Source organism: Ferrimonas balearica (assembly GCF_019802055.1).
In the GTDB taxonomy this organism is placed as follows: Bacteria; Pseudomonadota; Gammaproteobacteria; order Enterobacterales; family Shewanellaceae; genus Ferrimonas; species Ferrimonas balearica_A.
Window position 1 is genome coordinate 319,456 of the sequence record NZ_JAHVHW010000007.1, and the last position, 24,538, is coordinate 343,993.

The 24,538-nt window shown below is 59.2% G+C and carries 15 protein-coding genes; 10 read left to right on the forward strand and 5 right to left on the reverse strand.

All coding sequences use genetic code 11. The features are described from left to right. Positions 1 to 2: 2 nt before the first annotated feature. On the reverse strand, positions 3 to 1,946 hold the full coding sequence (locus tag KUV52_RS09110) for a DUF1800 family protein (RefSeq protein ID WP_222525630.1): 1,944 nt from the start codon (positions 1,944 to 1,946) through the stop codon (positions 3 to 5). Positions 1,947 to 2,712: 766 nt separating this feature from the next. Here KUV52_RS09110 and KUV52_RS09115 point away from each other — a divergent pair. The 5 genes from KUV52_RS09115 to KUV52_RS09135 all read left to right on the forward strand — a co-directional run bounded on the left by KUV52_RS09115 (position 2,713) and on the right by KUV52_RS09135 (position 7,691). Beyond that, complete coding sequence (locus tag KUV52_RS09115) at positions 2,713 to 2,877, forward strand: hypothetical protein (protein ID WP_222525631.1); 165 nt, start codon at positions 2,713 to 2,715, stop codon at positions 2,875 to 2,877. A 31-nt stretch (positions 2,878 to 2,908) separates the two neighbouring features. After that, on the forward strand, positions 2,909 to 4,057 hold the full coding sequence (locus tag KUV52_RS09120) for a hydrogenase small subunit (protein WP_222525632.1): 1,149 nt from the start codon (positions 2,909 to 2,911) through the stop codon (positions 4,055 to 4,057). After that, entirely contained in the window at positions 4,050 to 5,753 is a 1,704-nt protein-coding gene (locus KUV52_RS09125; protein WP_222525633.1) for a nickel-dependent hydrogenase large subunit, read from the forward strand. The genes KUV52_RS09120 and KUV52_RS09125 overlap by 8 nt, the downstream gene beginning before the upstream one ends. Before the next feature lie 9 nt (positions 5,754 to 5,762). Beyond that, positions 5,763 to 6,431 carry a Ni/Fe-hydrogenase, b-type cytochrome subunit gene (gene cybH, locus KUV52_RS09130; protein WP_222525634.1) on the forward strand — a complete coding sequence of 223 codons (669 nt, stop codon included), beginning with the start codon at positions 5,763 to 5,765 and terminating at the stop codon, positions 6,429 to 6,431. Positions 6,432 to 6,923: 492 nt separating this feature from the next. After that, positions 6,924 to 7,691: a hypothetical protein gene (locus KUV52_RS09135; protein ID WP_222525635.1), complete on the forward strand. Its 768-nt coding sequence runs from the start codon at positions 6,924 to 6,926 to the stop codon at positions 7,689 to 7,691. Between the two features lie 85 nt (positions 7,692 to 7,776). On the opposite strand, the gene KUV52_RS09140 is transcribed toward KUV52_RS09135, so the two are convergent. Beyond that, on the reverse strand, positions 7,777 to 9,363 hold the full coding sequence (locus tag KUV52_RS09140) for a hypothetical protein (protein ID WP_222525636.1): 1,587 nt from the start codon (positions 9,361 to 9,363) through the stop codon (positions 7,777 to 7,779). A gap of 487 nt (positions 9,364 to 9,850) precedes the next feature. Next, positions 9,851 to 11,473, reverse strand: coding sequence for an alpha-glucosidase family protein (locus tag KUV52_RS09145; RefSeq protein ID WP_222525637.1), 1,623 nt, complete (start codon positions 11,471 to 11,473; stop codon positions 9,851 to 9,853). Positions 11,474 to 12,125: 652 nt separating this feature from the next. Between KUV52_RS09145 and KUV52_RS09150 the strand changes: the two genes are divergently transcribed. The 4 genes from KUV52_RS09150 (at position 12,126) to KUV52_RS09165 (ending at position 20,891) form a co-directional block, all read left to right on the forward strand. After that, entirely contained in the window at positions 12,126 to 14,858 is a 2,733-nt protein-coding gene (locus tag KUV52_RS09150) for a TonB-dependent receptor (protein WP_222525638.1), read from the forward strand. 198 nt (positions 14,859 to 15,056) lie between these two features. After that, complete coding sequence (locus KUV52_RS09155) at positions 15,057 to 16,568, forward strand: tryptophan halogenase family protein (protein WP_222525639.1); 1,512 nt, start codon at positions 15,057 to 15,059, stop codon at positions 16,566 to 16,568. A gap of 41 nt (positions 16,569 to 16,609) precedes the next feature. Continuing rightward, the gene (locus KUV52_RS09160) at positions 16,610 to 18,487 is read left to right on the forward strand and encodes an alpha-amylase family protein (protein WP_222525640.1); all 1,878 of its coding nucleotides are present in this window, start codon (positions 16,610 to 16,612) and stop codon (positions 18,485 to 18,487) included. 19 nt (positions 18,488 to 18,506) lie between these two features. Continuing rightward, complete coding sequence (locus KUV52_RS09165) at positions 18,507 to 20,891, forward strand: TIM-barrel domain-containing protein (RefSeq protein ID WP_222525641.1); 2,385 nt, start codon at positions 18,507 to 18,509, stop codon at positions 20,889 to 20,891. A gap of 45 nt (positions 20,892 to 20,936) precedes the next feature. On the opposite strand, the gene KUV52_RS09170 is transcribed toward KUV52_RS09165, so the two are convergent. Together KUV52_RS09170 and KUV52_RS09175 are read right to left on the reverse strand one after the other, a co-directional pair. After that, a complete protein-coding gene (locus KUV52_RS09170) occupies positions 20,937 to 21,464 on the reverse strand; it encodes an outer membrane beta-barrel protein (RefSeq protein ID WP_222525642.1) in 528 nt (175 codons plus the stop codon). A gap of 263 nt (positions 21,465 to 21,727) precedes the next feature. Further along, positions 21,728 to 22,720, reverse strand: a complete 993-nt coding sequence (locus KUV52_RS09175) for a Solitary outer membrane autotransporter beta-barrel domain (protein ID WP_222525643.1) — start codon at positions 22,718 to 22,720, stop codon at positions 21,728 to 21,730. 294 nt (positions 22,721 to 23,014) lie between these two features. Between KUV52_RS09175 and KUV52_RS09180 the strand changes: the two genes are divergently transcribed. After that, a complete protein-coding gene (locus tag KUV52_RS09180) occupies positions 23,015 to 24,532 on the forward strand; it encodes an MFS transporter (protein WP_222525644.1) in 1,518 nt (505 codons plus the stop codon). Positions 24,533 to 24,538 lie beyond the last annotated feature (6 nt).

Below are 24,538 nucleotides of genomic sequence, written 5' to 3' on the forward strand. Positions count from 1 at the left end.
GCTTACTCCTGCAACAAGAATTCGGGAGAAGAGACCGCCAGATAGAGAGGTTCCTGAATGCGTCGATTCAGTTGGCTGGCAGGAATGGCATTGAGGTGGTCAAGAATGGTGCCACGCAAAGCCATCGGCATTCTGTAAGCAAACAGATAGGTATCTATCCAGTCTAGATAGGCGTCCGGATCCGCCAGAAGGGATGCCATATCATTGCTGGCGTAAAATAGGGCGCCTACCGGAGCGTTGCCATGGCTTCGGACTACCTTCCAAAGTCGATTATTAAACTCAACAAATGTATTCCAGGTGATGATCTCCAGCTCTGGGGCAACCTGGCCGTTTGCCTCTACGTTGCCCTGACTGTAGTCCGGTCGGAAAAAGTTAAATACCGAAGGGGCTGCCAAGGGGGCCTGACCATAGGCGGAATAGCTCTTGAAATAGTCCAGCATCCGCTCTCCACTCACCGTCATATCCAGGGCCCGGGCCAGTGAGGCCATGGCCACCAGCGGTTCACGCACTTTGCGGGGTTCGCCGGTCAATTTAAAGACATTTTCCTTATCCAGCAGTATTGCCTGCACGACGGCAAACAGGTCGCCTCTGACGCCTTTGCCATTATCGCGGAACCGGTTGGCCACCCGCTCGACATATCGAGGGCTGGGATTGGAATGGGTCAGTCGCTGTATCAGCTGATGACTGATAAAGGCGGGGGTGTTGGGGTGGTTAAACAGCAGGTCGATCGCTTGCTCAAGATCCTGTTCAGCGTCCTGCCCGGCGGGGAAATACTCTCCCAGTATCCATTTTTCATCGCTGTCATGACGGGTTTCATCCAGTTGCATCGGGACAAACCAGTCAGGATTGGTGTCGCAGGCGCTCGCAACACAGAGTCCGGGGACATACCAGCCGGTAAAGACCCGGGCCAAGGCTTCAATATCCGTTTGGCGGTAAGTGGGGATTAGATTGCCGTTGGCATCGCGCTGTGGTGTGCCATCGGCATGCAGTTGGTGCAAGCCGATACTGAACAACTGCATCACTTCTCGGGCGTAGTTCTCATCGGGAAAGCGGTTCTTTGTTGGGTCGGCCTTTTGGTTGCCCATCATCGAAAGGTAAGTGCCCATGGCGGGGCTGAGGGTGACGGCTTTAAGCAGATCCCGATAGTTGCCTAGGGCGTGGTGAGAGAGCAGGTCATAATATTGCCCCATAACATTTGGTGAGTTGCCAAGTGTTCCATGGTACCTGGAGACTACCAATATCTGACTTAAGGCGAACGCCATCCTCTGTCTGAGTTGATCCTCTCCATATAGGGCGTGATGCCACCAGACATCGGCCCGATCCACCTGGCGTTGGAATGGAGAACTTCCCGGCTGTTGCCATTGAAGCATTAGTGGCAGGTGCTCACTTGGCGCCAGATCGCGTTGCCAGCGTAACCACTCTTTTATTCCCATCTCCTGTACCCGTTCGATATCTCCAGGACGGGCGCCAAAGGTGGCTTGCTGGAGAAAGCGGGCGGCATATTGAGGACTTGGACGGTGATGACGAACCTCAATGGGTTTAAAGGTCCAGTTTGCGACGCCACCGTATTGAATCGGGCTCTCTGGGTTTGTGGCAGGGGGGAGTGGCTCATCGGTGATGGGCGAGGGCCGGATAATGATGATGTCGTCGGAACTGACCAGAGGCGAAGATGCCGGGTTGCCGGCGGCCTGGACTGCGGTCAGTATGCGTACGGCTTGCTCAATATGGGGGGCGAAGGCGTTGCTTTGCTGGCGTTTATGCGGATGTCGATGCCGCAACCAGAACGGTGTCACTGCCTCAAGCGGCACAAACTCATCGTTATCATCCGCCAGAATGCCCAGCTCAATCGTCCCAAAACTCGGTGCCAGTGGGGAAAACCAGAAAGTGTCGCGATTTTCCTGTGCTGCAAGGCACAGGCTGAATGTCATCACGATCGTTACTATCACTGCTCGTCCAGTCGCCATTTTCTCTACCTCGGCAGAATGAGAAATACGTGATGGCGATGATGGTGCCTCCCTATGAAAAACCGGGCGGCTTAAACGAAGCGAAGGGGATCAGAGAGATAGCGTGTTATGCAGTCGGATACCCACGATTCGTCTGTCATCATCAAACGACTTTGGTCGGCACCCTGCCACTGCACAACATCCTTGCAGACTAGGTAATGAAGTGTAGACAAGAATTGCTTGGTCGGGGGTTGAGTAAAAAGAATTGAATCGCCTTGAGCTTGCCCCATGAAAACCGGCAGTTGCCGATGGAGATGTCAGAATTAGCCGCTGATGGTACCTGAACGGAGCTTTGCCCGGATAAGGGGGCCGATAGGTGATACCTGGCCTTTAGTGTCATTTGACTGGTGAAATCAATACGACTTTCGTTAGCGGGTTTGCTTTAAAGTTCAACTAAAACAATTAATTAGCCACTGATGCTCTATCCCTAACACACTCTTTTTAACATGAGGGTGATTCAGATCAATAAATGCTCCGATGGGTGATTGAAGTCACCTTTTGACTCTTTTAGGCTCGCCGCTTTGTGACACCAGTCAACGTACTCAGTGGACGGTTAGCCAGGGAAGGGCATCCTGTTTGAGACGCGCGCTTTGACCCTGGCGACGCTGTCTCCCAATTCCTATCCAGCCCCTCTTCCTCCTTCGCCAATCGCTTCCGAGCCGACGTTCACTGGTGCCCTGTGGATGTTTCGATGCTCAAGGAGAGAACAATGAAAAACCGCATCGCACTGCTTTTGGGCTTGCTCCCGTCTCTGGCCTATGCCCATCCGGGGCATGGTGGGCTGGGTCTGTTCCATCACGCCTGGGACGTGATGCTGATGCTGCTGGTTGCCGTAGCCCTGGTGATTGGCTGGCAACGATTTAAGCGTCGTTGAGTTCCCGCTGACGCACATCAAGGAGGATGCCATGTCCGATTATCAAGCATTGATGGCGCGGTGCGAGTCGCGTCTTGAGAGCCTGGCCAGACAGGCTGCGGTAAAAGAAACACCGCTGAACGAAAAGCTGGACGCGGCCGGGATCAGCCGCCGTGACTTTATGAAGTGGTCTGCCGTGACGGCCAGCACCCTGGCACTGCCGATGCAGTTTGCCCCCATGGTGGCCAAAGCCGCGGAAGTGGCTGACCGGGTTCCGCTTATCTGGCTGCATATGGCGGAGTGTACCGGCTGTTCGGAGTCGCTGATCCGGGGTGATACCCCGACGGTGGATACTCTGATTTTCGATTACATCTCGCTGGAGTATCACGAAACCCTGATGGCCGGGTCCGGCTGGCAGGCGGAAGCGCGGCTGAAAGAGGCCAAAGAGACCTACGCAGGCCAGTATCTGCTGGCGGTGGAGGGTGCGATCCCAACCGCCAATGGCGGCCACTTCCTGACCATCGGCCCTCACGGCCACACCGGCCTGGAGATGGTGCATGAGACTGCGCAAAACGCTGCGGCCATCGTTGCGGTCGGCACCTGCGCCTCCTTCGGCGGCGTGCAGGCGGCGGCACCGAACCCGACCGGTGCCAAGGGGGTGGATAAGGTGATTCATCAGCCGGTGGTCAACCTGGCGGGTTGCCCGCCCAGCGAGAAGAACATCGTGGGCACCCTGATGTACTTCATCATGTTCGGCAAGCTGCCGCCGCTGGATATGTTTAACCGTCCCAAGTGGGCCTATGGCGCCCGGGTGCACGACAACTGCGAACGTCGCGGCCACTTTGATGCCGGTGAGTTTGTGGAAACCTTCGGGGATGAGGGCGCCGAGGACGGCTACTGTCTCTACAAAATGGGCTGCAAAGGGCCCTACACCTACAACAACTGCCCCACCGAGCGATTTAACCACCACACCAGTTGGCCGGTTCTGGCCGGGCACGGCTGCATCGGCTGCTCCGAGCCCAACTTCTGGGACACCATGGCGGACTTTGAAAAACCCCTGGGTCGCCGGGAGTTGCACAGCCTGGATAAAACCGTGGATTTCATTGGTGGCACCGTATTGGGGCTGACCGTGGCCGGCATCGGCGCCCATGCCGTTGCCAGCGTATTTGCCAAGGACGAGAAGGAGCAGGGCGATGAGTAAGCGTGTTGTTGTCGATCCCATTACCCGCATCGAAGGTCACCTGCGGGTTGAGGTCGAGGTGGATGAGAATAATGTGATCACTCAGGCCTGGTCCTCCTCCACTCTGTGGCGGGGCATTGAGGTGATCATGAAAGGGCGCAGCCCCATGGACGCAGGCCTGTTGGTTCAGCGCATCTGTGGTGTCTGCACCTCCTCCCATTACCGCTGCGGTACCGAGGCGGTGGAGAACGCGTTGGGGGTGAAGATCCCGCCCAACGCCCAGTACGTTCGCACCCTGATCCAGGTGGCGCTGTTCCTGCACGATCACCTGGTGCACTTCTACCATCTGCATGCCCTGGACTGGGTGGACATCGTCTCGGCGCTGTCGGCGGATCCGGAAGCGGCCGCCGAGGAGGCGTTGCGCTGGACCGACAAACCGATTGCGGCTGGGGCAGGGGACCTGCGCGCGGTGCAGGAGCGGGTGGCCAAGCTGGTGGCAACCGGCAAGCTGGGCCCGTTCGCCAACGGCTACTGGGGCAACCCCACTTACAAGCTGACGCCGGAGCAGAATCTGATTGCGGTCTCCCACTACCTGAAAGCGCTGGAGATCCAGCGGGTAGCGGCAGAGATGATGGCGATCTTCGGCGGCAAGTCACCGCACCCTCAGTCCATCGTGGTGGGGGGGGTGACCTCCGTACGTGATCTGCTCAATCCGGCCCGTCTGCAGGAGTGGAAAACCAAACACGCCCAGGTGCATGACTTTATCGAGCGCGCCTACCTGCCGGACATCAAGATGGCGGCGGATGCCTACCGCTCAGAGCCGACGGTACTGGGCGGCGTGGGAGTTACCAGCTTCCTGACCTGCCGTGACTTCCCGCTGGGCAATGGCGAGTACCTGTTCCAGGATGGTGTGATTCTGAATGGCGATCTCAGCAATGTGAAGCCGCTGGACCCCAGCCTGATCAAAGAGGACGTCACCCACTCCTGGTACCAGGACGGCCCGGCTCTGCACCCCTACGAGGGCCGCACCGAGCCCAACTACACCGGCTTCAAAACCGCACAGACCCTGCATGGAGAGCTGCCGACCCTGGACGTTAACGGCAAGTACTCTTGGGTGAAGTCTCCCCGTTACGACGGCGAGCCGATTGAAGTGGGGCCGCTGGCCTGTCTGCTGGTGAACTACGCCCAGGGCAACCCCCGCGTGGTGGAGGCGGTGGACAGTTTCCTGAGCGACACCGGCCTTCCGGTTGAGGCGCTGTTTACCACGCTGGGGCGCACTGCGGGCCGTTTGATCCAGAATATGTTGATCTCCAAAGCCGGTATGGAAACCTTCGAGGCGCTGGTCAGCAATCTGGCAGTGGACAAGAGCACCTTTACCCAACCGGAGATGGACCCGGACAAGGAGTATCAGGGTCATGCCATCATTGAGGCGCCCCGTGGCACCCTGAGCCATTGGGTTCGCATCAAGGGCGGTAAGGTCGAGAACTATCAGGCGGTGGTGCCGACCACCTGGAATGCTGGCCCGGTGGACGCCAATGGCAAGATCGGCCCGTTTGAAGCTTCACTGATTGGCTTGAAGCTGGATGACCCGACGCAGCCGCTGGAGGTGATCCGGGTGATCCACTCCTTTGACCCCTGCATGGCGTGTTCCGTACACGTCATGGACTTCAAGGGCGCGGATCTGGGCCAGTTTCAGGTTGGGCCGAAAGGCGCCTAAGGAGGGGCTATGACAACCAAGACGCTGTACACCCGTGACTATGTGTTCAGTCCGGCGATTCGGATCATGCACTGGCTGCGGGCACTGTCCATCGTGGTTTTGGTGATCACCGGGTTCTACATCGCCTGGCCTTTCCTCACCCCCTATGGCGGCACGGACAACCTGCAGCAGGGTTGGGTCCGGGCCGGGCATCTGCTGTTCGGCTTTGTGCTGGTCGGCATTACGGTGGCCCGGGCGTACCTGTACTTCTTCAGCCGCAGCGACATTGAGCGACGCTCCTTCCGTGACGTGGTCAGTCTGGACAGCTGGAAACGGCAGCTGCGCTCCTACTTCTGGAAGGGGAAGCTGGACAAGGCGGGCGTCTATGGCCCCCTGCAGTACGTGACCTACCTGGGCCTGACGCTGGTGATCGTGTTTATGTGCCTGTCCGGTCTGGCGATGCATGCCCATGTCTACCACGACGGCCTGGGCGGAGCGCTCTACCCGTTTGCCGAATGGTTTGTCGGCATCATGGGCGGCATGGCGCCGGTTCGGGAGTGGCACCATATCCTGACCTGGGCCTTTATGATCTTTGTGGTCATTCACGTCTATATGGCGGTGTGGAGCGGCATTCGCTTTAAGCAGAACTCCGTGGACGCCATCGTATCGGGATACAACGTCCATCGCTCCAGGGACTGAAAGCGAAGACGCCCTTTGGGGCGTCTTCGTGGCGTGGGCTTTCAGTGCGAACCGTGGGCTATAAGCCCACGCTACATTTCACTGCGATAGCGCGCCAAGTTGAGTGTGGCCGCATCGTCGTAGCGTGGGCATTGCCCACGGCAAGTGCGCCCCAAATTGAGTGTGGCCGCGTCTTCGTAGCGTGGGCATTCTGCCCACGGAAGGCACCCCCGAATGTCGTATGGTTACATCGCACGGCTTACGCCCCGAAAGCCGTCAGGCACGTGGGCTAGCAGCCCACGCTACGACACGATTGAAATGTGACGAGCTTCACTCTGTGGGCCAATAATGCCGTCCTGCCATCACAAACCTGTACGCAATCTGATGTTCGTGACGGTTTTAGCAGCCTTACCGGAACCGTACACGTAAGCTGAGACTCCATCGGGTTAGGTCGCCATTGAGGGCGGCTGAAACCCAAGCCACCTCGGGTGGCACGATCAACAAGGAGTCTGAATGTTCAAGCTTCTGCAAACGGCCCTGGTGCTCTTTATGGTCAGCCGGGCCCCAGGTGCCATGGCAATGCCCCAGACGGGCGCCGTGACCAACCTGTCCACCACGGCCTATGTTCAGTCCAATAGCCAGCGCTTCTACCGCGACCTGAAAGATCTGTTCGCCATCTCCCCCAAGCGTACCGACCGGGCTCTCCAACCCCACACCGATTTTGATGACCTCTACCGTCAAGCCAATGCGGCCCAGTTTGAACTGGTGCAGTTGACCCGCCATGTGGCGTTTATCAGTGACACCGAAGCGGTGTTACCTGGCATCAAAAGCCGCAATCGCGCCGAAGCCAAGCTGGAGGGTGAACTGGATGGTGATGTAAGCCGTCTGACCGACCTGGCCCGCACCAGCCTGGTGGCAGAGGACATCGGCTCTCTGGTTACCGCCTATGAGCAGCTGGAGTCCCGGGTGGAAGTGGTAGCGGTAAAGAACCGCTTTAAGCAGCCCAAGGCCAATGGCTACCGTGACCTCAACCTGCTGGTGCGCCTGCCGCAAAGCGATATGGTGGCCGAAGTGCAGATCCACCTGGCCCCCATCGCGGCGATCAAGAACGGCGCTGAGCACGACATCTATGAGCAGATCCAGAACCTGGAGCGTCGTGCCAAGGAGCAACCCCTTACCGAGCTGGAGCAGAAGCGCATTGCCCGCCTGTCCCAGCAATCCACCGACCTCTACCTGAATGCGTGGCATCAGGTACTCAGCGGCGTTCGTGAGGTCGCCTGATCCGTTTTCTGCTTCCCTTCCCTAACCTTGTTTTGCCCCGCTCTGCGGGGCTTTTTTTTGTGGGGCCTCTGGAAGCTGGGTGCGTTTAGAAATGCTGTTTTACGTCCACCCGCCATTCCCACCGATTCACCTCCCGGTCATCGGTAATGGGGCGGGCAAAGTCCACATGCACCACATTGCGACTTCCGGTGTGGGACAGGTAGAAACGCATGCCGATGCCCACACTCTGCAATGCACCCTGAGGGTTGCCGGGATAGGGGCTGTCGCCATAGCTGCGACCCACATCGTAGAACAGGGCGCCACCTAACTCGGCCAGTTGAAACACGGTGACATCGGGGTAGTAGCGGGTTTCAATGCTGGTCAGCCAGTTCCAGCTTCCGTGTTGGTACTGCAGTGGGTAGCCACGCAATCCGGTGTCGCCCCCCAGAGTGACAGGGTTATCGACATACTCGTTCTCCGCCCCGCTCACCTCCGCCTTGGCATAGAGCCGCACCGGTTCGGTAAGACGGAAGAACAACTCATTGCGCCAATGCCCTCTTATCCGCACATCACCGTCCTCCCGCTCTTCCAGTTCGCCCCCCATATGGCTAAGCCAGAGCAGAGAGTCGTGAAGTTCAGAACCAAAGGCCAGGTGCCCATCACTGGTGAAGCCGCCAACCTGAGTATCCCAGCCCATCCTCAGGGCGGCATCCAGCCCAAGATTGATGTCTTCAAAGCTGTTGATCAGAAACACGTTGGTGCGCTTGGTGAACTGGTCCTGATGCAGGCTCAGGCGAAACCAGCCGGAGAGCTGGTCCCGGTCCTCCGGAAGCAGCACCGTCTCCTCAATGGGGCTGAATAGGGACTCATCGCGGGTAAAGCCAACCTGATAGCGCCAGACGGTGTTGTCCTGCTCTCCCGCTGACCAGCCAAACCAGGCCTGATACTGCAAAGCATCGCGGGCGAACTCGTTCACCTGACCGTTGCCCTGGCGGATGCTCTCCTCCCGCTTCTGGTCATTGAACGACACCCCCCAGGCGTGCCGGGTGTCCTGCGACACAAAGGGGCGGGACAGCGCAAAGGCCACCTGACGGCCATCATCGGTGTCCGCCAGTGTCATTGCCAGCTTGAGGTTCTGCTTCAGAAACAGGGGCGTTTTCAGGTCCAGCACGTAGCCGGTGCGTTCGTAGTTGCTGAAGTAGAGCAACTCGGTATCGATGCCCAGTCCGAGAAAGTTGCTGTCCTTGATGCCGAAGGAGCCTGAATTCTCGCCCCCTTCGCGGGAGAAACTGATGGTGGGCAACAGCGACCAGGTATCCCAGGTTTCCACCTCAATGGTGCGCTCACCCTCCTTGTCGATCCGCTCTTTGACGCTGGCGTCCCTGAGGTAAGGGCGGCTGCGGAGGTAGCGCTCCAGTTCGTACAGGTCGTCCACATCCTCTTCGCAGGGAGTAAAACCGACAACTTCGTTCTCCAGAGTGACCGGACGGGTGGTGATATGCAGTTGGTTGGCAAAGCGGTGTACCCAGGTGTAGCCGGGCAGGGTGGGGTCAAACACATTGTGACTGATGAACTGGTACTGGGGGTCCAGCCCGCAGGTTTCAATCAGCGGATCCGTGTCAGGCAGATCAGCCTGTACCGGTGCACTTAACAGCGCAGGCACAAGCAGCATGCAGGTAATACGGCCAGTCACACCACTCCCCCAAAGTGTGGCCCCGAGGTCCTGTGACTCAGGGCTAACTCCATAAGAATAGAAAAGGGCCGAAAAAGCGACCAAAAATCCGACGCTTCCTCACCTCTCCCCGTGCGTGGGCTTACAGCCCACGGGCTGCGTCAGATTCGAGGCACCATAACCGTGGGCTCAAAGCCCATGCTGCGAGAGTGCGACACCATTTCCAAACCGGCCATAAAGTGGCTTAAGCCAAGCGAGCAAAGAAAATTCCGTACGGCGGGAAGGCGAGCACGTTGCTTTCTTGTAGCGTGGGCTTACAGCCCACGGGCTGCGTCAGATTCGAGGCACCATAACCGTGGGCTCAAAGCCCACGCTACGAATGTGCGAGACCCTTTCCAAAACGGGGCATAAAGCGCGAAAAACGGATACCGGAACCTTAAAGCTGCATTCCTCCGAAGGTCTGCGATGAGCCAAAAAAAGGCCCGCATCATGCGGGCCATAAAGTGGCTTAAGCCAAGCGAGCAAAGAAAATCCCGTACGGCGGGAAGGCGAGCACGTTGCCTTCGCGTTGAGCCTCACGGAGACCGTGATCCGACAGTACGGTATGAGCAGAACCGAGTTGCTCAATGTTGAGGGAGACGGGCTTATCGCCCAGGTTAAATCCGCACAGGAGACGTTCGTCCCCCTGCTCGCGGACAAACAGCAACACCGGCTCAGGGGCATCCAGAAACTGAATGCTGCCTCCCATCAGAGTCGGCTGGGTCTTACGCCAGTTCATAAACTGGCGGAAGCTGTTGAGCACCGAGTCGGCAGCGCGATCCTGCTGGGATACGGCGCGGGCGCGGTGGCTCTCAGGTATGGGCAGCCAGGGCGAGGCGTCGGAGAAGCCCGCGTGCTCCCCCTCACTCTGCCAAGGCATCGGCGTGCGGCAGCCATCGCGACCTTTGAAGTTGGGCCAGAAGGCGATGCCGTAGGGGTCCTGCAACTGTTCAAACGGGATCTCCGCTTCCGGCAGGCCCAACTCTTCACCCTGATAGAGACAGACGCTGCCCCGCAGGCTGCACACCATGGCGGTGAGCATCTTGCACTGGGCGTCACTGGGTTCGCCCTGGGCCCAGCGGGTGGCAACACGAACCACGTCGTGGTTGCTGACGGACCAGCAGGGCCAGCCCTCAGACACCCGGGCTTCCAGCGTCTCCACGGTGCTGCGGATGTAGCCGGCGCTGTAGTCGTTGGTCAGCAGTTCAAAGCTGTACCCCATGTGCAGCCGCCCCTCCTGGGTGTACTCCGCCATGGTGGCCAGGGAGTCTTCAGAGGAGATCTCACCCAGCGCAGCGGTTCCCGGGTAGCGGTCCATCAGCGCACGCAGACGCTCGAGGAACGGCAGGTTCTCCGGCTGGGTGTTGTTGTAGTAGTGGTACTGGAAGGCGTAGGGGTTGTCCTCAGAGAACCCCCGGCCCTGACGCGCTTCCACCGGTTTGGCCGGGTTGTCACGCAACTGGGCATCGTGGAAGCAGAAGTTGATGGCGTCCAGGCGCAGACCATCCACCCCTTTGGCCAGCCAGAACTCCACGTTGTCCAGCACCGCCTGCTGAACGTCCGGGTTATGGAAGTTCAGATCCGGCTGGCTGGCGAGGAAGTTGTGCAGGTAGTACTGCTGGCGGCGGGGTTCCCACTGCCAGGCGCCGCCCCCGAAGATGGAGAGCCAGTTGTTCGGCGGGGTACCGTCCTGGTTGGCGTCAGCCCAGACATACCAGTCGGATTTGTCGTTGGTGCGGCTTTCACGGCTCTGCAGGAACCAGTCGTGTTGCGCGGAGGTGTGGCTGAGCACCTGATCGATCATCACCTTCAGGCCAAGCTCATGGGCACGGGCCAGCAGGATGTCGAAATCGGCCAGGGAGCCAAACAGCGGGTCCACATCCCGGTAATCACTGATGTCGTAACCGAAATCGTCCATCGGGGATTTAAAGAAGGGGGAGATCCAGATGGCGTCCACCCCAAGGCTGGCGATGTGGTCCAATTTAGCGATGATTCCGGGCAGGTCCCCCACGCCGTCGCCATTGGTGTCGGCGTAGCTGCGCGGATAGACCTGATAGATCACGGCGCCTCGCCACCAGTCTTGTGTTGTCATTGCCATACCTCGTTGTTGCCTGTTACCGCGTAGACCCCTTGCAGTGATGCGCGGCCATCGGACTATTGCAGCCCGTTCTTATCGTTGTGATGGCATACGTTAAAGCCTTGTTGTTTGGGAGTCATCCTGCATACGTATGCATAACATTTTCGGTTGGTGGCACACTTCGCGGTTCAGTCGGCTGTGGGTGGGAGACTCGCGGAAACGGGTTGCTGAAGTCGGGAGGAGGGCGGTGATGACCGGCCAAATTTCGCCCTCATTGATTCGATGAGGCAAGTCAAGAGGTCTGAGTGGCGAAACCCTGCGCCATTGGGAAACATCTTTCGCACCAATTTGGGGCAGAATCGGCTTGAGGCGATGGCTGGTAACCGGCAGACTGCGTTTTTTTACCGATGCCGTCACGTCCGTGTAACCCTTTGGGGTTGGGGATTTAGCTGCCCTTTTTTGGGGCGAAGACGGTGTCATCCGGGTGACGAAAAATCCATGAATACGTATGCATAAGATTGTTTGCCAATTAACCCCCTGATTACCATCTGCCAACAACAAGTCACAGCGGGCTTGCCTGAGGCGATGGCGCCAGAGCAGTACACGACGCGGTGTCGCTGACGACAAACCAAGGACGAAAATAAAACACCTCAAGGGGGAAGAGAACATGTCACCGTTTAAGCCGAGTGTGCTTACGCTGGCTCTGGTTGCTGCTGGTATGAGTGCTGTTGCCTATGCGGCGGAAGAGGTAGCGCCGCAGCAGGATGAAGCGCAAGCTGTAGAAGTCATTGAAGTCCGCGGCATCCGCCGCTCTCTGGCCGCTGCCCAGGCCGAGAAGATGGACAACACCTCAATCGTCGAAGCCATTTCGGCGGAAGACATCGGTAAGCTGCCTGATAACAGTATTGCCGAATCCCTTGCCCGTTTGCCGGGTCTGACTACTCAGCGCCTTAATGGCCGCGCCAACGTGGTGTCCATCCGCGGTCTGGCTCCCGATTTCACCACCGCCACTCTCAATGGCCGCGAGCAGGTCACCGTAAACGAGAACCGTGGTGTCGAGTTCGACCAATACCCCTCTGAGCTGATCAACTCCGCTGTGGTCTACAAGACACCGGATGCCACCGTAATGGCGCAGGCCATCGGCGGTACCGTGGATCTGCAGACTGTGCGTCCGCTGGCTTATGGCGAGCAGACCATCGTGGTCAACGGTCGTTACGAAGAGAACGATATGGACCAGCTGAACCCGGATGTGGACAACACCGGTTACCGCTTCAGCTTCTCCTACATCGACCAGTTCTTTGATGACACTTTGGGTGTGGCCATCGGCCTCTCCTCCATGTCCAGCCCGAGCCAGTTTGAGCGCACCCATGTTTGGGGTTACCCCAACACCGATGCGGTTGAGGGCAGCCCGCTGGTGATGGGTGGCTACAAGCCTTACGTTCAATCCTCCGAGCTGGAGCGTGACGGCGTAATGGCGGTGATTGAGTACGCCCCCAACGACCGCCTGCACTCCACCCTGGACGTGTTCTACACCGACTTTCAGGACAACTACAGCCTGCGCGGTGCGGAAATCCCGCTGGCCTGGAGTGCCGCTCAGCTGGACCCCAACAGTGCAGTTGTAGAGAACGGCCTGGTAACCGAAGGCACCTTCAGCGGCGTCAAGCCGCTGATCCGTAACGACTTCGAAGACCGCGACGCCGATCTGGCCGCCGTGGGCTGGAACATCAGCTACCTGCTGAATGATCTCTGGAGCGCAGAGGCAGACTTCTCCTACTCCAAGGCCAACAGCCGCACCTTCTCCCTGGAAAGCTACTCCGGTATCGGCCGTGGCTACGACGAGGGGCTGAAGGATGAGTTCGGTTTTGTGATGACCAACGCAGGTGCCATCTTCAACACCGACACCAACTACGCCGACCCGGCGCTGGTGCAGCTGGGTAACCCGCAGGGGTGGGGCTTTGCCAACGGCATCCAGGACGGCTTCATCAACGACATCGATCTGGAAGATGAGCTGTCTGCCGTTCGTCTGAGCGCGGCTCGCATCATCGAGTCCGGCGCCATCTCCCAGGTGGAGTTCGGCGTGAACTACACCAACCGCGAGAAGAACAAGGACTACCAGGCCGCTTATCTGCAGCTGAAAGGCGATGCCGCGACGCCGGTACCGTCCCAGTACCTGCTTTCTCCGGTGAACCTGGGCTTTATCGGCATTGGCAATCTGCTCAGCTTCGACTCTCGTGCGCTCTACAACAGCGGCGACTTCTACAACGAGTTCGATGCGCTGCAACTGGACGCCTGGCGTAAGACCAAGTCCTGGGGCGTGCAGGAGGAGGTGATGACCTCCTACGTGAAAGCGGACATCCTGACTGAGCTGGGCCACATGCCTCTGCGCGGTAATGTTGGTCTGCAGGCGGTGTACACCGACCAGAGCTCTGACGGCTTCGGCACTCTGGTGGATGAGAACGGTGACATTCAGGTCGTACCCCTGACCGGCGGCAGCGATTACTGGGAGTTCCTGCCCAGTCTCAACCTGAGCCTGGAAGTGGCCAACGACCAGTACGTGCGTCTGGGCATCGCCCGCACCCTGGCTCGTGCCCGTATGGACCAGATGAACGCCAGCCTGGAACTGTCCTACAACGCCGACAAGGTGGATTCCATCGACATCGATGACTCCCCCTGGGGCGGCAGCGGCGGCAACCCGGAGCTGGAGCCGTGGATGGCCTGGCAGTATGACCTGAGCTACGAGAACTACTTCTCCGGCACCAGCTACTTCGCTGCGGCGGTCTACTACAAGGATCTGGAAAACTACATCTTCCAGCAGCAGACCATCGGTGATTTCACCGGCATCCCGGTTGCGGGCGAAGAGCCGGCGCTGCGTGAAGGCTACGTCAGTATCTGGCAGAACGGTCAGGGCGGTTACATCTGGGGTGGTGAAGTGACGCTCTCCCTGACCGGTGACCTGCTGCACGATGCCCTCTCCGGCTTCGGTGCCTCCGTGAACTACTCCTACACCGACAGTGAAGTGAAGGAAACCAGCGACAGCGAGCCGCTGGAACTGCCGGGCCTGTCCAAAGACGTGGTGAACTCCAGCGTTTACTACGAGGACTACGGCTTCCAGTTCCGTGTCAGCGCCCGTTATCGCTCCGAGTTCCTGGGTGAAGTGAGCGGCCTGAGTCTGGCCCGTGACAAGCGCTACGTGGACAGCGAAACCATCGTTGACGCGCAGATCGGCTACGACTTCTCTCACTCCGGCATCGCTTCGCTGGAAGGTTTGACGCTGCTGGTTCAGGGCCTGAACCTGACCGACGAGCCCTTCAAGACCTACGAGAACGGCGACAAGCGTCTGGTGCGTGACTACCAGAGCTACGGTCGTACCATCATGGTCGGCGGCAGCTACACCTTCTAAGGTACTGCCACTCGCCTGAACAAGGGCCCCTGTAATGCAAGTTGCAGGGGCTTTTTTTGCCCTCTGGCAAGCCCGCTGTCACAGTGGGTTCGCCACAGGGTAAAACGGAGCGGGCCGGACGGTTCGCAATGCCGATTGGATCGGCCCTCACCCTGCTGACGCGTTCAATGGAACAGGGTAACGGCGCAAGGAGTTGGCATGCAGCAACAACAGGTGGTGATCCTTGGTGGCGGCAGCGCAGGCTGGATGACCGCCGCGATGCTGTCAAAGGTGATGGGTCATGGCATCACTCTGACTCTGGTGGAGTCGGAGCAGATTGGCACTGTGGGTGTCGGCGAAGCTTCCATCCCACCGCTGACGCTGTTCAATCGGGCTCTGGGCATCGATGAAGCGGCGTTTATGGCCGCGACCCAGGGCACCATCAAACTCGGTATCCAGTTTGAGCACTGGGGTAAGCCCGGTGAGCACTATCAGCACGCTTTTGGGCCGATAGGGCGGGATCTGGGCCTGGCGCCTTTCTATCATTTGTGGCTCCGCAGCCAGGGGGGCAACCCTTCTAACATCGCCGACCTCTGGCGCTACTCCCTTAACCACCAGGCGGCCGCTGCCAACCGCTTTTCGCCACTGGAGCGCATCGAAGGCACCCCCCTGGCTGGCCTGACTCACGCCTACCATTTTGACGCCGGGCTCTATGCCGCCTACCTGCGCCAACTGAGTGAGCAGCGTGGTGTGCAACGTGTTGAAGGGTTGGTGGAACAGGTTGAGCAACATCCCAATGGTGACATTCAGGCGCTGATTCTGGCGGATGGGCAGCGCGTCGAAGGCGACCTCTTTATCGACTGCTCCGGTCTGAGTGCCCGGTTGATTGAGCAAGCCCTCAACAGCGGCTTCGAGGACTGGTCCCACTGGTTACCCTGCGATCGTGCCTGGGCGGTGCCCACGGCCAATGGTGAGACGCTGCGCCCCTATACCCGCTCTATTGCCCATGAGGCAGGATGGCAGTGGCAGATCCCCCTGCAGCATCGAACCGGCAACGGTCTGGTGTTTGCCAGCCGTTACCTTGGTGAGTCCGAAGCCCGGGAGTTGCTGCTTGCCAATCTTGAGAGTGAGCCGCTGGCGGAACCCCGGCTGATTCGATTCCGGGTTGGCCGTCGGTTGCGGCAGTGGCAGCGCAACTGCATCGCCATCGGTCTCTCCAGCGGATTTCTGGAGCCACTGGAGTCCACCAGCATTCACCTGATCCAGAGTGCCATCATGCGCCTGGTCAAACTGTTTCCCCAGGTGGGAACGTCGATGGATGCGCTGCGGCAGGAGTACAACCACCAGTCGAAGTTGGAGTTTGAGCAGATCCGCGACTTTATCATTCTCCATTACCACCTTAACCAACGGGGTGAGACGCCACTGTGGCGGCATTGCCGCACCATGGCGCTGCCGGAGTCCCTGAGTCGGAAACTGGCGCTGTTTCGTGAAAGTGGCCGCATTGTGCGGCAGCAGGATGAGCTCTTTACCGAAGCCGCCTGGCAGCAGGTGATGCTGGGGCAGAGGGTGACGCCCAACGCCTGGCACCCGATGGCCGACGGGCTCTCCGAAGCTCAACTGAGTGATTATCTGAACAACCTGAGCGCCATCATTGACCATACTGTGGCGCGCTTGCCGGAGCACCGGGCGTTTTTGTCCCAATACTGCCCTGCCAGCCCCGGCACAAACTGACCGGATAGACCAAAGCAATAACAACAATGAGAGACCCCCACATGATTCGATTCGCCCTTCGTCCCCTTGCGATCGCACTGGCCTCCACGCTTGGATTGGCGGCCTGCAGTCAAACGCCAGCTCAGAGCGAAACCGCCGGGCAGCGTGTTCAGCCAAACAAGGCTGTGGTGTACCAGATGTTCACCCGTCTGTTTGGCAACACCGAAACCGCCAACATTCCCTGGGGCACCAAGGAGCAGAACGGCGTCGGCAAGTTCAACGACATCACCGATGAGGCGTTGGAAGGAATTAAGGAGTTGGGGGTCAGCCACGTCTGGTACACCGGCGTTCTGCATCATGCCCTGGTGGGGGATTACACCGGGTATGGGATCAGCAATGACGATCCGGACGTGATTAAGGGCCGTGCTGGCTCCCCCTATGCAGTAAAGGATTACTACAGCGTCAACCCGGACATGGCGAAGGACCCGGCCAACCGGATGGCGGAGTTCAAGGCGCTGGTGGAGCGCAGCCATCAGCATGGCCTGAAGGTGATCATCGACATCGTGCCGAACCACATCGCCCGGGACTACCACTCTCTGGGCAAACCGGAAGGGGTAGAGGATTTCGGCGCCAGTGATGACACCGGCGTTGAGTATGCCCGGGACAACAACTTTTACTACGTGGTGGGTCAGCCCTTTAAAGTGCCGCAGTGGCTCGATGGGTATCAGCCCATCGGCGGTGAACCGCATCCGCTGGCGGACGGCGAGTTTGCCGAAAACCCCGCCAAGTGGACCGGCAATGGCGCCCGCTCTGCCCAGCCCCATTTCCACGACTGGTACGAAACCGTCAAAGTGAATTACGGCGTCCGCCCCGATGGCTCCCATGATTTCCCTGAACTGCCCGCAGAGTACGCCACGCTGGATGTGACTGAGCACTACCAGTTCTGGCAGGGCAAGGATGTGCCGGATTCCTGGGAGAAGTTCCGGGACATCGTGCTGTTCTGGACCGAGTTCGGCATCGATGGCTTCCGCTATGACATGGCAGAGATGGTGCCGGTGGCGTTCTGGAGCTACCTCAACAGCCACATCAAACAGGTGAACCCGGATGCCTTCCTGCTGGCGGAGGTGTACCAGCCCCACCTCTACCGGGACTACCTGCACTTGGGCAAGATGGATTACCTCTACGACAAGGTGGATCTCTACGACAGCCTGAAGGCGATCATCCAGGGGCGGGAAAGCACCGACGCCATCGTGCCGATTCAGGCCGCCAAAGCGGACATCGAGCACCATATGCTGCACTTCCTGGAAAACCACGATGAGCAGCGCATCGCCAGCCCGGACTTCGCCGGTAAGGCCGAAAACGCCCTGCCGGCCATGGTGCTCTCCGCCACCCTGAGCACCTCCCCCACCATGCTCTATTTCGGGCAGGATGTGGGAGAACCGGGCGAGGGGGATGCCGGGTTTGGTAAAGCCACCCGTACCACCATCTTCGACTACTGGGGCGTACCGGCCCATCAGCGCTGGATGAACGATGGCGCCTTTGATGGCGGTGCCCTGAGTGCCGACGAGCAAGCGCTGCGGGATTACTACATCCGCCTGATGCAGTTTGTGGTGAGCAGCCCGGCACTGATGGGTGAGTATGCGGAGATCCACAGCGCCAACGCCCGGACGCCGGGCTACAGCAGCCGCCTCTACAGCTATCTGCGCTGGAGCGATGCGCAGAAGCTGGTTATCGCCGCCAATTTTGATCAGCAGCAGGGCAGTGAGCTGACGCTGCGTATCCCGGCTGAGCGGATCCGCCAGTGGCAGTTGGCAGACGGGCAGCACCCCCTGACTGACCAACTGAGCGGCGACACTTTGATGCTGCAGGTGGAGAATGGCGAAGGGCAGGTGGCCCTGACGCTGGCGCCCCTGCAGTCCCGGATCCTGGAACTGAAATAATAAGAACAAGAGGCAAACCATGAATCGGATCCTGACCCCCTTTGCCGCCAGTCTGGCGCTGCTGTTGAGCGCCCCGACCCTGGCGGCCACCCTTACCGGCCACCACTTTGACCAGGGCAATCTGGTGCTGATCACCGACGAAGGCACCGTCACCCTCAGTGGCTACGGCGAGGGCGCGCTGGCGGTGCACTACGAGCAGCCCGGCGTAAAACAGCTGCCAGCCTTTGCCATTGATGAGCAGGCCCCGGTGGTAAAGGGCACGCTGACCCGACATGACGGCCAGTGGCACTATCAACTGCCAGAACTGACCGCCGTCATTGAAACCAGCCCCTTCAAACTCAGCTTTATGCATAACGGTGAGGTGGTGCTGGCGGAGGAGAGCGGCCTGTTTCTCCACGATAACCTGCGTGGCTTCCGTTTTGCCCTGAGTGAGGAGGAGAAGCTGATTGGCGGCGGCCAGCGGGTGCTGGGTCAGGAGAGTGCCAATGGCATGAACCGCCGTGGCCATCGCCTGCCGCTCTACAACAAGGCTTCCTACGGTTACACCACCCATGCTGAGCAGATGTACTACGGTCTGCCCGCGGTGCTCTCCTCCAACAAATACGCCCTGGTGTTCGACAACTCCGCCACCGGCTGGATGGACATGGGCAAAACCGAATCCGATGTGCTGCAGTTCGAAGCGGTAGGCGGGCGTACCGCCTATCTGGTGGCTGCGGGGGAACACTACCCCGAAGTGATTGAGAACCTGACCGCCGCCACCGGGCGTCAGCCGTTACCGCCGCGTTGGGCGCTGGGCAACTTCGCCTCCCGTTTTGGCTACCACACTGAGCAGGAAGCCCGGGACACCGTCGCCCGGTTCCGGGAAGAGGATTACCCGCTGGACGCCATCGTGCTGGATCTCTACTGGTTCGGTAAGGATGTGCAGGGCCATATGGGCAACCTGGCCTGGGACTACGAGGCGTTTCCCACTCCGGAGAAGATGATCGCCGATTTCCAGGCGGACGGGGTGAACACCATCCTGATCACCGAGCCCTTTGTGCTGACCACCTCCAAACGCTGGGAGGAAGCGGTGGAGGCGGGTGCACTGGCGCAAAACCTGGCGGGCCAACCCAAGACTTTTGACTTCTACTTCGGCAACACCGGCCTTATCGATGTGTTTTCAGATAAGGGGCAAGGTTGGTTCTGGGGGATCTATCAGGGGTTGATGGAGCAGGGCGTTAGCGGCTGGTGGGGCGATCTGGGTGAGCCGGAAGTGCACCCCCACGACACCGTCCACGCCATCGGTACGGCGGATGAGATCCATAACGCCTACGGCCACCAGTGGGCCAGGATGGTGTATGAGGGGCTGCGTAAGGCACAGCCGGACCAGCGCCCGATGATCATGATGCGCTCCGGCTTTGTCGGCTCTCAGCGTTACGGGATGATCCCCTGGACCGGCGACGTCAGCCGAAGCTGGGGCGGCTTGCAGCCCCAGGTTGAGCTGTCACTGCAGATGGGGGTGCTGGGTTTGGGCTACACCCACTCCGATCTTGGGGGCTTTGCCGGTGGCGAGGCGTTTGACGCCGAGATGTACATCCGCTGGATGCAGTACGGCGTGTTCCAGCCGGTGTATCGCCCCCACGCTCAGGAGAACATCGCGCCGGAGCCGGTGTTTCACGACAAAGCGACCCGCGACACTCTGAGGGACTGGGTGAAGCTGCGCTATCGCATGCTGCCCTATAACTACACCCTGGCTTACCAGAACAGCGCCACCGGCCTGCCGCTGATGCGTCCCCTGATGTTTGAGAATGAGAGCGACCTGAGTGCGTTCGACAACAAAGACGCCTACCTCTGGGGCGATGCCTTCCTGGTGGCGCCGGTGGTGCATCCCGGCGTCACTGCCGTATCGGTTACCCTGCCTGAAGGCGTCTGGTTCGATTACTTCCGTGGCGAACGACACGAAGGCGGCAAAGCGGTCTCTGTGCCGGTCACCCTGGATACCCTGCCGGTGTTGGTACGGGCGGGCAGCTTTGTTCCCATGGTGGACGCCATGCGCTCGACGGCGGAGTACAGCAGTGCTGAGTTGAGCCTGCATTACTACCACGATGACAGTGTGACGGAGGCAAAGGGCCAGATGTACGAGGACGATGGCCGCAACCCCAACGCGCTGGCAGAGAACGCCTATGAGTTGTTGAGCTTTGAAGCAAGCCGCAACGGCGAGGCGCTGGTCATCGATTTGACCTCAGACGGCGACTACCCCGGTCGTCCGGCCCAACGTGCGCTGAGCCTGGAGGTGCATCACCTCTCCCACGCACCGGAACGCGTCAGCCTGGATGGTAAAACGGTGAAATTTGAATGGCAGGACGGACACCTTACCGTTCCGATAAACTGGCAGCAACGACATCATCAGTTGGTTATCCGATGAACCAAATAAGCCGCCCATCGGGGCGGCTTACTTTTGGGGTGTTACTCAGAAGGTAATGGTGGCCCCGATGGTGTACATCCAGGTTTCGTCCAGGATATCCAGGTACTCCACTTCACCGCGGATGGCGAAGCTGCCCAGTTCAAACTCCAGGCCAACGCCAGCGGCTAAGTCAAAGCCGTCGTCACTGGATTTCTGGCCTTCAAACTTGGTGTCCGAATCCCAGTAGATCCCGCCCAGCTTACCGAAACCACGGATGGGCCCTAACGGGATACCCGCGACGGCGAACACGTCAAGGCCATAGGGGTCAACTTTGGCTGCGCCAGCGGTGGGGGAACCCAGATCCCGGTAGCTGCCTTCAACGGCAAAGACCGGTCCGAACTGGTAACCAACGAATAGCTTCCAGGCGAAATCGCTTTCATCGAATTCGGGGAAATCGATGTCGTCGATGCCTTTCTGCTGAATGGAGGCACTACCCAGGCTGGCGCCCACGTAGAAACCTTCGTCTTTCGCCAGTGCCGGAGCGCTGGCCAGGGCCAGCAGGACACTCAGTGTCAGTGTTTTACGTAACATCATCATCCTCTCCTTTGTTTCCAGCTTCCATGGCCGGCCTTTTTGCTGGCCGGTCCGCTTCGAATCAGGCCCGAAATCCGGTGTCGAATAACGGTTCGAAGCGATTTGAGCCTAGTCCAGATTGGCGAGGTGACAAGTTTTTGGACTTCGCTGTAAGCCGCGTCACAGAAGGGATTGGCCTTAAGTGGGGTTGAGGATCAGTCCCTTGTCAGGCAGGGAGGGTTGGGGATGGAATTTGTAACTAGGCTTTGTCTGGGCCGCCGGATTCAGTCCACGTTGTAGACCAGGATCAGGCTGGCGCCCTTCAATGCGGAGCCATAATTGACCAGCAATCCGACGCCGACGTCGTCCAGAAGTGGCACTTTCCCCTTGGTGTTGAGCAGCCACTCTGCGCTGAATTCGTAGTAGTGGTTGGTATCAAACGGACGCTCCGTGTCTCCCCGGATGTCGATGCGGTTGAAGGTGACCCGGTAGTCCTGAGCCGGCATTACCGCAGGGAAGGGACGGCGTATGGAGACACCATTGAGCCATCGCCAGGCTTCCGGATCCCCCTGAACTATCGGCCCCGGTTCGTTAAAAGTTCGGCCCCAGCTGTAGGCCAGGGCAGAGCGATAATGCCAATAGCCGCGTCCGCGCACAAAACGGTAATCCGCCCGCAGTTCCGGTTGCAGCATCCAGGCATCAACGGTGATGTTGGTCAGCTGGTTATCGATCTCTGGTTGCAGCTGTCGGGTGATGGGATTGCGAAAGCTGAAGTCGTTGTCGTAGCGCATCAGGTGGGCGCCCAGCCCGAATTGAAACTGCCAGCGCTTGCCAAGCGGGTAGGAGAACGTGGGCTGAAGGAACAGGGTGTAGATCTTGTCGTCATTGATGTCGACCGTGGCATCCTCCAGCGGAAACAGCGACAGCTCCTGCTTGGAGTGGATATAGCTCACCCGTGCAGTCAGCCCCAGTTCGCCCTCTCCCAACTGCGTCAGAGACCAGCTCCAGGGCAGGGTGTATACCTCCAGGTCATTGCGCAGCTCAATGGAGTTTTCGTCTCCAAAGTCCGGGTCGTCGATGGGCAGGAACTCATTGGGATCGAAGTTCACAAAGCCCAGAGTCAGGGCTTCGGTGTTACTCAGCAGCGCAGCGGTGCTGAATACTTCGTTAAGTTGCTGCCGGACCGCCTGTTCCAGTCCGGGGAAGCTCTGGCCATGGGCGGGCAGAGTGCCCCAAAACAGGGCAAGGGGCAGAGCCCTGAGCGCGTTTTTTCCCACCTCTTCTCCTGAGTTTCTGAGTCTGTACTTCAAGCCGGGCCTCAATCCTCGCCCCGGAGCGAGATGGCGAAGATAACCGGTTTTTCCCCGATGCCCAACTGCCCCTTTTCAGGGCAGGCGAAAGGATGAATACGTATGCAAGACATTGTTGCCATAGGGGCGCTCTGATTACCATCCCTGAACATGCCCGTAACAATGGGCTCGGCGGTGTAACGCCGCGGTTCGAACTTGTCTCGAAGTGGGCTAGGATAAGCCCGGCAGGTAAGCCCACGATAACAATAAGAGGAACCTGGGATGGTGAAGGAGAAACCCGATCTGAGCTTTTGGCAGATCTGGAACATGTGCTTTGGCTTTCTCGGCATTCAGTTTGGTTTTGCACTTCAAAACGCCAACGTCAGTCGCATCTTTCAAACCCTCGGCGCCGAGATGGATACCATCCCGCTGTTGTGGATCGCCGGCCCGGTAACCGGTCTTATCGTCCAACCCATTGTCGGTCACTTCAGTGACAAAACCTGGACCCGCCTGGGTCGTCGCCGTCCCTATTTCCTCTATGGTGCCATGGTCACCAGTCTGGCATTGATCGCCATGCCCAATGCCGGTGTGCTGTGGGTGGCGGCGGGGATGCTCTGGATCATGGATGCCGCCATCAATGTGTCGATGGAACCCTTCCGCGCCTTTGTCGGCGATAATCTGCCCAAGCGCCAGCAGGCCAAGGGCTACGCCATGCAGAGCTTCTTTATCGGCGTTGGCGCTGTCGTGGCGTCCATGTTGCCCTGGATCCTTGCCAAGTTCGGCGTCAGCAATGAAGCCCCTGAGGGGATGATCCCCGATACGGTCCGCTACGCTTTCTATGCCGGTGCGGTGGTGCTGTTTGCCGCTGTTGGCTGGACCGTCTATCGCAGCCGGGAGTATTCGCCGGAGCAACTGGCGGAGTTTGAGGCTCAGGAGTCCGGCGAGCGTCACCACAGTGAGCGCCGCGAGGCCGCAGCCTATCGTCGCAGTGCCTTTGCCTGGCTGAGCCCCGGCTTGCTGGCCAGCGGCGCCATCTACCTGTGGGGCTGGGATCCGCAACTTTATATCCTCAGCGTGGCGTTAACGGTGTTTGGTCTTATCCAGCTGTGGGTGTCCCGTGGCCGCGCCAGTGGCAAAGCGGACAACGGCCTCTCTACGGTAATGGATGACCTGTTTGCCATGCCCACCCCGATGAAACAGCTGGCGGTGGTTCAGTTCTTCTCCTGGTTTGCCCTGTTTGCCATGTGGATCTACACCACTGCGGCGGTCACCAGCGTGCATTTTGGCAGCAGCGACCCCAGCTCGGCGGCGTTTAACGAGGGCGCCAACTGGGTGGGGGTGCTGTTTGCGGCCTACAACGGTTTCTCCGCCATTGCCGCCATCGTGATTCCGGTGATGGTTCGTCAGCTTGGCTTGCGCATGGCACACCTGATCAACCTGCTGCTGGGTGCTGCGGGTCTGGCCTCATTCCTGGTGATCTCCGACCCAACGCTGCTGCTGGTGGCGATGGTTGGCGTCGGTTTTGCCTGGGCCTCCATTCTGTCCCTGCCCTACGCCATGCTGGCGGGCTGTCTGCCGGCGGCCAAGATGGGGGTCTATATGGGGATCTTTAACTTCTTTATCGTGATTCCACAGCTGCTGGCGGCCAGTGTGCTGGGGCTGATCCTGCGTATGGGTTTTGATAACCAGCCCATCTACGCTCTGGCCATCGGTGCCGTAAGCCTGGTGATTGCCGGTGTGGCTGCCTTGCGGGTCAACCAGAACGGCGCCGCTCTGGCCCAAAGCCCCAGCGTATCCTGAGGAGGC